Annotated in this window: 6 protein-coding genes; 5 read left to right on the top strand and 1 reads right to left on the bottom strand. The window is 54.2% G+C overall.

What is annotated here, in order from left to right; translation table 11 throughout:
• Positions 1-291 precede the first annotated feature (291 nt).
• Positions 292-705: a hypothetical protein gene (locus VNZ65_RS17475; protein ID WP_325671236.1), complete on the bottom strand. Its 414-nt coding sequence runs from the start codon at positions 703-705 to the stop codon at positions 292-294.
• A gap of 534 nt (positions 706-1,239) precedes the next feature.
• On the opposite strand from VNZ65_RS17475, the gene VNZ65_RS17470 reads away from it, so the two are divergent.
• The 5 genes from VNZ65_RS17470 to VNZ65_RS17450 all read left to right on the top strand — a co-directional run bounded on the left by VNZ65_RS17470 (position 1,240) and on the right by VNZ65_RS17450 (position 9,284).
• A complete protein-coding gene (locus VNZ65_RS17470; RefSeq protein ID WP_325671234.1) occupies positions 1,240-1,497 on the top strand; it encodes a hypothetical protein in 258 nt (85 codons plus the stop codon).
• 256 nt (positions 1,498-1,753) lie between these two features.
• A complete protein-coding gene (locus VNZ65_RS17465) occupies positions 1,754-3,565 on the top strand; it encodes an alkaline phosphatase family protein (RefSeq protein ID WP_325671232.1) in 1,812 nt (603 codons plus the stop codon).
• A gap of 185 nt (positions 3,566-3,750) precedes the next feature.
• On the top strand, positions 3,751-4,605 hold the full coding sequence (locus VNZ65_RS17460; protein ID WP_325671230.1) for a peptidylprolyl isomerase: 855 nt from the start codon (positions 3,751-3,753) through the stop codon (positions 4,603-4,605).
• A gap of 27 nt (positions 4,606-4,632) precedes the next feature.
• The gene (locus tag VNZ65_RS17455; protein WP_325671228.1) at positions 4,633-6,426 is read left to right on the top strand and encodes a multicopper oxidase family protein; all 1,794 of its coding nucleotides are present in this window, start codon (positions 4,633-4,635) and stop codon (positions 6,424-6,426) included.
• A gap of 641 nt (positions 6,427-7,067) precedes the next feature.
• On the top strand, positions 7,068-9,284 hold the full coding sequence (locus VNZ65_RS17450; protein ID WP_325671226.1) for an OsmC domain/YcaO domain-containing protein: 2,217 nt from the start codon (positions 7,068-7,070) through the stop codon (positions 9,282-9,284).
• Positions 9,285-9,724 lie beyond the last annotated feature (440 nt).

Raw genomic sequence — 9,724 nt, 5'->3', positions numbered from 1 at the left:
GATCGAAATCCTCTGGAAGCACGCCAAGTATCACTGGCGCCGTTTCGTCACATGGACAAAAGAAACCATCGACACGGAGATTGAAAAGCTCTTCACCGGCTACGGATCAAAATCTGAAATTCGTTTTTCGTGAACACTTATCGTGCACGACAGTCCGCTTTTGGCCGTTTTGAGCCGGTCAGGGCAGACTGATTCGACCCCAAGCGGCTCCCAGCGTCGGATGTGTTTCTTAGGTCTGTGCGTATTTGCAGGCCTCTTTAAAGGCTATGGTTGCGACTTCGCTAGGCGTTGTCATTGCAAAAACTCTTTGAGCAGAACATCCGTTTCTTGCGCACCAGCCGTCAAGATGTCGTTAGGCACATAAGCATGTAAAACCTCCTCAGAGATAGCCGAGTAGGTCTGAAGTACATATGCAACCTGTCGAAGGTATATTTCAACAAGTCTGTAGTTTGTCACCGCATTCTGCTGCGCGGGCTTGTCGACTATATGTCTATGGGCTCGGCCAATGAAAATCGGAATGACTTCATAGTTCTTACTGAGATACAAACCAATAATATGGTTTACGTAGCTCACAAGTGGGAAACTTGACGTCGCCATTCGATAACACTGTTCAGGGACGATGCTAGGATGATTCAGCAATTCGTGCATGAGCTTTAATTTTGTTCGCTCCTGTTTTGCTCCAGGAATTGATAAATCTAGTTCCATGAATTGCCTTATATCTAAAACGTGCACGTAACAATAGTTAGCAGACGCACATATTGCTGGCGCCATAAAATTGAAATGCAAGCGTGACCGGCGGCTTTTGGCCGTTAGACGCCACTGGTCATTGCGTAATATCCAGGTGCGCAATTTTGAAATCGACATATCCTTGACTTAAAACATCATCAAATTCGATCATAAATCCTTTTGCCTCAACAAGACCTTCTGACTCATCAATCACACGTCCACGCCCTCGGTACGAATAATTCCCGGTGCTCTCGATCCATTCTGACTATAGCGTCTCTTTCTCATCTTCGGGCCAATTTTCCAACTACACTCAGAAGTTAATTTGACCGGCAATCAACAGGTAGATCTTCTACCAAAGCTGTTCCTTTTTATGGGGCCCGCAATGATAGTTGAGGGCTTTGTCTGAGTGCACAATCACTGCTCGTCCGGACTACTACAGGCGCCAATGGTGACCCCGTAACGTATCGACTTACATTTGCTTACATTTGTTGTTGCCTATGTCATCAAGACGTAATGACTGCAGCACTACACTGCGGCCTTGATTCGTCAAGTGCGCGGAATAGCTGCCCAGCAGCTTACTCGCGAGATGCGCACGGGATCATTGCCTCTGTTTTACCGAGGCAGAATATCGCTGCACTTTGTTCTTCAGCGATATTGTTTTATGCGGCAATTGATCATACCGACCGGGGCGTGAATACTTTTCAACAAAGTGCGATTGCACGAATGGCTTTAGCACTCATCAATAATAAACAGGTGAAAAATGTCGATTGAATATTTCAGATCCAAGGGAATGCGACGAGTAGGCTTAGGGACGATGACGCTGGCGATGTCTCAAATGCTGGTGGCTTGCGGAGGCGGCTCTTCTTCTAGTGCTCTGAGCACGCCCGTGACCGCATCCTACCTGCCTACAACACCGATTCAACATGTCATCGTAATCATTGGTGAAAATCACAGCTTTGACAACGTATTCGCCACCTACCAGCCTAAAAGCGGGCAAACCGTTTCGAATCTGCTGTCGCGACAAATCGTGAATCAGAATGGTGGCCCTGGAGCGAACTTCAATCTGGCAAATCAGGCAGCCGCCACCGATACCTCGGCCAATGCGTTCCTGCTGAGCCCGGCGCAATCGCCGATGCCGGGTGGATTGCTGCCTGCACCATTGACCGGTGGTCCGACGGCCAGCTACCTGCCCAGCGGAGCTACATTGGCTGTGGCGCAACAGACTGAAAGCGGCCTGGATCCGGATTACTACCAATACCTGCTGACCGGCGGCACCGGACAAGCCGGTAAAGTACCCGATGCCCGCATCACCAATGTCAGCGCGTTGCCGACAGGGCCGTTTCAGTTGACCGGCTCGACCATGAGCTACGACAGCTATTCGGCCAGCCCGGTGCATCGCTTCTATCAGATGTGGCAACAATTGGACTGCAATATCAGTCACGCCACTGCGACCAACCCTTCGGGTTGCGACGGCGCCCTGTTCTCGTGGGTTGAAACAACGGTGGGAGCCGGCGCAAACGGCGCTGCACAACCGGCGACCTTCAGCACCGAATATTCGGCCACAGCTACCACCACGGGCGAAGGTTCCACGGCATTGGGCTTTTACAACATGGCCAATGGCGACGTGCCTTACTTCAAGTCGCTGGCCGACCAATATGCAATGAGCGACAACTTCCACCAGTCAGTCAACGGCGGCACCGGTGCGAACCACATCATGCTAGGCCATGGCGACATGCTCTACTTCAGCGACGGCGCTGGCAATCCCCTGGCGCCTCCGCATAACGCGACAGCGGGTGCAGGTGGCGCCAACGCCGGCGTGGTTGATGAAATCGAGAATCCGAATGCCGCTGCCGGCACCAACAACTGGTATGCGCAAGACGGCTATGGCGGCGGCGGTTACGGTTCGGCTTCATCAGGGGGCGGTTCTTATTCGAATTGCGCCGATGCCACACAGCCTGGTGTCTCGCCTATCCTGAACTATCTGAAGGCACTGCCTACGCCGATTGCCTCCAACTGCCAGGCTGGACACTACTATCTGCTCAACAACTACAATCCTGGCTATTTCGGCAATGGCAAGAATGCCTATACCGACACCAATGCAAGCAACACAGTGTTCACTATTCCGCCGTCTACAGTGCCAAGCATCGGCGACGACCTGAATGGCGCCAACGTCAGCTGGAAATATTATGGCGATCAGTGGAACAACTACGTCAACGATCCCTATCAATTGAACTGGGGCTCGGCCGGCGCGAACAGCGACGAGTACTGCAATATCTGCAACCCGTTCCAGTACGACACCTCCATCATGTCTAAACCGGCGCAAGTCTCGGCCCATATCCAGGACACCACCAACCTGTATGCCGACATCAGCAGCGGCAACTTGCCTGCAGTGTCCTTCGTCAAGCCTAGCGGCTGGGTCGACGGTCATCCGGCTTCGTCGAAACTGGATTTGTTTGAAGGTTTCTCGAAGAAGATTGTCGATGCCGTTAAAGCCAATCCCAAGCTGTGGGCCAATACCGCCATCTTCATCACCTTCGACGAAGGCGGCGGCTTCTATGACTCCGGTTACATCCAGCCCGTGGATTTCTTCGGCGACGGCACACGCATCCCCTTCATCCTGGTCTCCCCGTACGCGAATCCTGGCTATGTCTCGCACAGTTATACCGATCATGTATCGATCCTGAAATTCATCGAGAAGAACTGGGGCTTGCCAACTGTCAGTAGCCGAAGCCGGGATCGCTTGCCGAACCCGGTAACGTCGACCTCAAATCCATACGTGCCAACCAATAGCCCGGCGATCAACGATCTGTTCGACATGTTTAGCTTCCCGCCGTCTTGATATCCTGTTCACCGGACGTCAGGAATTGAATGGGGCGGATACCTCTGGGTCTCCGCCCTATTTCGCTGTGTAGATTCCTTGCACGCCTTGCCGCTTTCAGTGGGTGCTTAGCGGCCCCGGCATAGCGATTTACCGCGATTTTTTACTGCTGTTTGTTGAAGATTCGATCCAAAGGAAAAATGTTAATGAATTCCCGCACGACAATTGGAAGCCTGTTCATGTTGTTTGCCCTGACGGCATGCTCCCCTAAAAATGCTGACAAGAAGGCTGATGCTAGCAAGGGTGGCGATGCCAAAGAACCTGTCGCCCTGACGATCAATGGCACATCCATCAGCCAGCGCGAAGTGGATATTTTACTGAGGCAGCAGCCGCCCCAGAGAGATGCGCCGGCGGCGCGCCAGAGGGTCCTTGACAACATCACCATGCAGACGATTGTGGCACAGGAGGCCGTCAAGAAAGGCCTGGACAAGGCGCCCGACGTGGTGGACGAACTGGAGATGGCGAAAACCTCGGTATTGGCGCAGTCTTACGCGAAGGACTACTTCCAGCATGTGCAGATCAGCGATGCGCAATTGACGGCGGCATACGAGAAACTCAAGGCCGACGCGGCCGGGAAACAGTACCGGGCGCGCCATATCCTGGTGGCGACCCAGGCGCAAGCCGAGGACATCATTGGCAAGCTGAAAAAAGATCCGCAATCGTTCAGTGAACTAGCCAGCGCGCAGTCGCTGGATCCAGTGAGTAAATCAAAAGGCGGCGACCTGGGCTGGTTCGACACGAGAGGCATGGTCCCCGAGTTTGGTGCTGCGGTCATCGGTTTGGAGAAAGGGACATTCACCCAAGTGCCTGTGAAGTCGCAATTCGGCTATCACGTGATCATGCTCGACGACGTCCGCGCCAACACAGAAACGGTGCCGCCCTTCGAGCAGGTGAAAGCCGGCCTGAGTGACCAGGTGCGCCAGCAGTCTCTGCAAAAGATGCTGGACGATTTGAAGGCGCAGGCCAAGATAGAAGCTCCTGCACTCGCAAAAGCGCCCTGATCAACGTCGGTTAGCCCCAAGAGAAATATGTATACAGCACTCCGGCGAATGGCTTGCCGTTTCGTAGCCAGCCTGGTTTTGGCTGGCCTATTTTCCCTTGCCGGGTGGTGCGCAAGCCCCTCTCCCATTCTCGCCCAAGGCTGGCCGATGGATCCTTGCGCCCGGCCGGCGGTGGGCAGCGTCGTGCCCGAACCCGCCGACCTGCGCAGCCATAACGGCGAATTACAGCTGGATCTGAAAATTCGCAACGTTCGTCAAAAGGATGGCGCTGCGCATTATTGCTATCTGCTGCCGGATGGCACTCAGTCGCCGACCTTACGCGTGCATCCCGGCGACTACCTGATTCTTCACCTGAAGAATGAGTTGCTTGCCAACCAGCTCGATGCCTCCGATCAGCAATCACTCACAACGCAACCCATCTGCACCGCCAAACCAAAAAAACAAAGCAATGCATGCGACAGCGGCATCATGAACGCAATGTCCAGCAATCTCCATTTCCACGGCTTGACAGTGCCGCCGGTATGCCATCAGGATGACGTGCTCAAGACCTCGGTCCAGCCAACTGACGCTGCTTTTGAATACCGTTTCCAGATACCCGCTGACGAACCTCCTGGTCTGTACTGGTACCATCCGCATATTCATGGATTCAGCAGCAAGCAGGTACAGGGAGGAGCTTCCGGGGCGCTCATCGTCGAGGGCATCGAACGCGCCGTTCCGGAGATTGCCGGACTACCCGAGCGGGTGCTGGTGATCCGGGATCAAGAACTCGTGAACCCGAAGGCCGCCCCTGCCAGATCCGAACCGGTGATCCCCAAGTCGCTGGTCGAAAGCGATGGCGACGCGGCCAACAACGGCAGCGGCTTCGGCAAGCCGGCGAAGGATCTGTCGATCAACTTCGTTCCTGTGCCTTATCCCGACTACAAGCCGGCCGTGATCAAGATAAAGCCAGGTGAGCGCCAGTTCTGGCGCGTACTGAATGCGTCGTCCATCACCTACCTGAATCTGGCCCTGCTGGTTCAGCGCAAGCCCCAGTTGCTAGGGATCGTGGCCATAGACGGAGTCCCGATCAAAGGTGACGGCAAGTCACATGCGAGCATACCGTGGGTCGATCACATTGGCATTCCACCCGGTGCGCGCGTCGAATTCATCATGAATGGGCCGCCGCCAGGGGGAACCGGACTTCTTGTGAGCCGGACTGTGGATACCGGGCCGGGTGGAGAAAACGTTCCCAACCGCGCCCTGGCTGTGCTTGTCCCCGACGCCAGTGCGCCCGCACCGGTTTCCAGCCTGCCCAAGATGCATGTGCCGCTTGCCGCCGCCAGCCTTCCGCCGCTGAGGCAAGTGGCTCCGGTGCGCACCAGAAGGCTCTATTTCTCTGAAAAACTCTCGGACCCTAACGATCCGAACAGTCCGACCGAATTCGCCATCACGGTAGAAGGCCAGAAACCGAAGCCCTTCGACCCGCGCTCCAGCATGCCGAACATCGTGGTAAAGCAAGGTGACGTAGAAGACTGGATCATCGAAAACAGGTCCAATGAATTGCATGCTTTCCATATCCATCAAATTCATTTCCTGGTAATGGATTTATCGGGCATGCCGGTGGACGAACCATTCCTAAGAGATACCGTCAACGTGCCGTATTTCAAGAACCAGATGCTGAGCTACCCCAGTGTGCGTGTGCGCATGGATTTCCGGGACCCGAATACAGTCGGGACTTTCGTATATCACTGCCACCTGCTCGAACACGAGGATGGTGGAATGATGGGGTTGATTCGTGTGTTATCACGCCACGCAAAATCCTTCCCGCGATCTACGCAATAGCCACTCGTCTCGGGGGGGCAAGTCTCGGTAATTTTTGTACGTTACGAGCGTCCTTTGCTGGCCGAACTGGACCGGTCACAATGGGTTCATTTCGACCTAACATGCAATACCCTCCGCGGCCAAGAATTTGCGCGCATCTTCGCCTTCTTCCATTAAGTCGGCTGCGGACCCTCCAATTCGTATGTGCACGGTAAGCCAGCACCCGTGAAATCCCATTTCCAAACGCTTATTCCTAAATTCAAGCGATTCAGTTGTTTCATTGTTAACAATTGGGTGAGCGACAAACAGCATCCATTGGGCAGGTTCAAGTTCATCGCGCTTATACTCCTCGCCAATCCTGTCGTGATGAGAAACGGTCCACACAGAGGGTTGCACAAGATACTTTCCCCCGCCGATTGAGCCAACTTGCACAGGGCAGGAGTAGGTTCAAATAGGTAGGAACTCGCGGTTCTTCCATTTGATGCAATGGTATTTGGCGCTGCCTTGTATATCGCCATGTTGCATGGCAATCATGTACCGCGCCATGGTGTTTGCCTGTCAAATTATCGGTATGCGGCAGGGTTTGAGGAAACCATCGATACTTTGCACGCCACCGGCGTGGCGGCGGATAATAGCGGCTACATCATTTTTAGAGTTACCCCATGGAAATCAAGGTCAATTTTCTCGATAAGCTACGTCTTGAAGCCAAGTTCGATGACTTCACGGTAGTGGCCGACCAGCCCATCCGTTACAAGGGCGATGGCTCGGCGCCTGGGCCCTTCGATTATTTTCTGGCTTCATCGGCCTTGTGCGCCGCTTACTTTGTGAAGTTGTATTGCGTAACTCGCAATATTCCTACCGAAAATATCCGCCTGTCGCAGAATAATATTGTTGATCCGGAAAACCGGTACCAGCAGATTTTCAAGATTCAGGTTGAGTTGCCGGCGGATATCTCTGCCAAAGACCGCCAGGGAATTTTGCGTTCCATCGAGCGTTGTACAGTGAAAAAAGTGGTGCAGGCCGGACCTGAGTTTGTGATTGAAGAGGTAGAAAACCTGGATGCCGATGCGCAGGCCTTGCTGACGTTGAAGCCGGCTTCTGACGTCAGCACCTATATAGCGGGCAAGGATCTGCCGCTGGAGCAAACCATCGCCAATATGTCGGGCGTTCTGGCAAACCTGGGCATCAAGATTGAAATCGCTTCGTGGCGCAATCTTGTTCCCAATGTGTGGTCGCTGCATATCCGCGATGCGCATTCGCCGATGTGTTTTACCAATGGCAAGGGAGCGACCAAAGAAAGCGCGTTGGCGTCGGCGCTGGGAGAATATATCGAGCGGTTGAACTGCAACCATTTCTACGCCGGTACGTTTTGGGGCGAAGACATCGCCAACGCGGCGTTTGTACATTACCCGAACGAGCGCTGGTTTAAGCCTGGTCCTAAAGATGCGCTGCCGGCTGGAATTCTGGATGAGTACTGCCTGCAGATTTACAATCCCGACGACGAGTTATGTGGCTCGCATCTGGTCGACACCAACTCTGGCAATGTGCAGCGCGGTATCTGTTCGCTGCCGTATGTGCGGCAGTCGGACGGCGAGGTGGTGTATTTCCCGTCCAACCTGGTCGAAAATCTCTACGTCAGCAATGGCATGAGTGCCGGCAACACACTGGCCGAAGCACAGGTGCAATGTCTGTCGGAAATTTTCGAACGGGCGGTAAAACGCGAAATCCTGGAAGGTGAAATCACATTGCCTGATGTGCCGCAGGAAGTGCTGGCGAAATACCCTGGCATATTGGCCGGCATTCAGGGCTTGGAAGAACAGGGCTTCCCGGTGCTGGTCAAGGATGCGTCGCTGGGAGGTGTGTACCCAGTGATGTGCGTCACCTTGATGAACCCGCGCACAGGCGGTGTGTTTGCCTCGTTCGGCGCGCATCCAAGCCTGGAGGTGGCGCTGGAGCGTAGTCTGACGGAATTGCTGCAGGGGCGCAGTTTTGAAGGCTTGAACGAATTGCCTCGGCCCACCTTTGCAAGTGAGGCCGTGACTGAGCCGAATAACTTTGTCGAACACTTCATCGATTCCAGCGGGATTGTGTCATGGCGCTTTTTCAGTGCCAAAGCGGATTTCAGTTTTGTTGAATGGGATTTTTCTGGCCAGGGTGAGAAAGACAAAATGAGCTCCAATGCCGAGGAAGCCGCGACCTTGTTCGGTATTCTCGAAGACATGGGCAAAGAGGTGTACATGGCGGCGTATGACAATTTAGGCGCCGTCGCCTGCCGGATTCTGGTGCCCGGTTATTCGGAAGTTTACCCGATAGAAGATTTGGTCTGGGATAACACCAACAAGGCGCTGTTGTTCCGCGCCGATATTTTGAATCTGCATCGCCTGGACGACGCCAGCCTGGAAGCGCTGCTCGAGCGTTTGGATAACAGTGAGCTCGATGAGTATTCCGACATTGCCACATTGATCGGCATCGAATTTGACGAGAATACGGACTGGGGGCAACTAACCGTTCTCGAGTTGAAGCTGCTGATTCATCTCGCCTTGCAGCAATTGGAGGCGGCGCACGAGCTGGTGGGAGCCTTCCTGCAATACAACGATAACACGGTCGAGCGCGGATTGTTTTATCAGGCCTTGAATGTGGTGCTGGAGGTGCTGCTGGACGACGAATTGGAACTGGACGATTACGTGCTCAATTTCCGCCGCATGTTTGGCGACGCTCGGATGGACGCGGTAATGGGAGCTGTGGACGGCAGCGTGCGCTTCTTCGGCTTAACGCCTACGAGCATGAAACTGGAGGGCCTCGACAGGCATCAGCGCCTGATCGACAGCTACAAAAAATTGCATAAGGCTCGGGCCAATGCGACGGCTACGGCCAGTTAGGGTTGCGAGACATGGCAGATGCGCTGCTGCCGGCTTGCGCTTGAATGTTTCATCTCAGGAGCGGCAGCAAGTCGCTGATAGTTAATGTCCGTGCGCGGATTCTATCCCTGCACGTCAACGTTTCATCTATCAGGGAGTGACGGATTCAAGTCCTGCCGCCAGCACCGGAATTTAAAAGGCCCTCAGCAATGAGGGCCTTTTTATTTTGTTCCGCCAAAAATCAATTTACAGATTTTACAGGCTTCCCTCTGCGATGACGGACATAGGCGGTCATTGTCGCGTTCGTGTGCCCCGGTTGGCAGAGGTGGCCCCGTTTGGTTGGACACGAATTTGAATTCGTTAGGTGGGGCTTTGCGAATGTAGGGTTATCCACGGCGCCGCTCGCCGGCCCATGCGCAGGGCAAGAGCATGCGGCGCGGTGGGTAACCCGGCCTGCCATC

The organism is Collimonas sp. (assembly GCF_035566555.1).
Classification (GTDB): Bacteria; Pseudomonadota; Gammaproteobacteria; order Burkholderiales; family Burkholderiaceae_D; genus Collimonas.
Note: the sequence above shows the minus strand (reverse complement) of the source record. Positions and strands in the feature narration are given on the sequence as shown.

Excerpts from the sequence above, each read along its gene's own strand:
- VNZ65_RS17450 (WP_325671226.1), top strand. The coding sequence starts at position 7,068 with ATGGAAATCAAGGTCAATTTTCTCGATAAGCTACGTCTTGAAGCCAAG.
- VNZ65_RS17470 (WP_325671234.1), top strand. The coding sequence starts at position 1,240 with ATGACTGCAGCACTACACTGCGGCCTTGATTCGTCAAGTGCGCGGAAT.
- VNZ65_RS17475 (WP_325671236.1), bottom strand. The coding sequence starts at position 705 with ATGGAACTAGATTTATCAATTCCTGGAGCAAAACAGGAGCGAACAAAA.
- VNZ65_RS17455 (WP_325671228.1), top strand. The coding sequence starts at position 4,633 with ATGTATACAGCACTCCGGCGAATGGCTTGCCGTTTCGTAGCCAGCCTG.
- VNZ65_RS17460 (WP_325671230.1), top strand. The coding sequence starts at position 3,751 with ATGAATTCCCGCACGACAATTGGAAGCCTGTTCATGTTGTTTGCCCTG.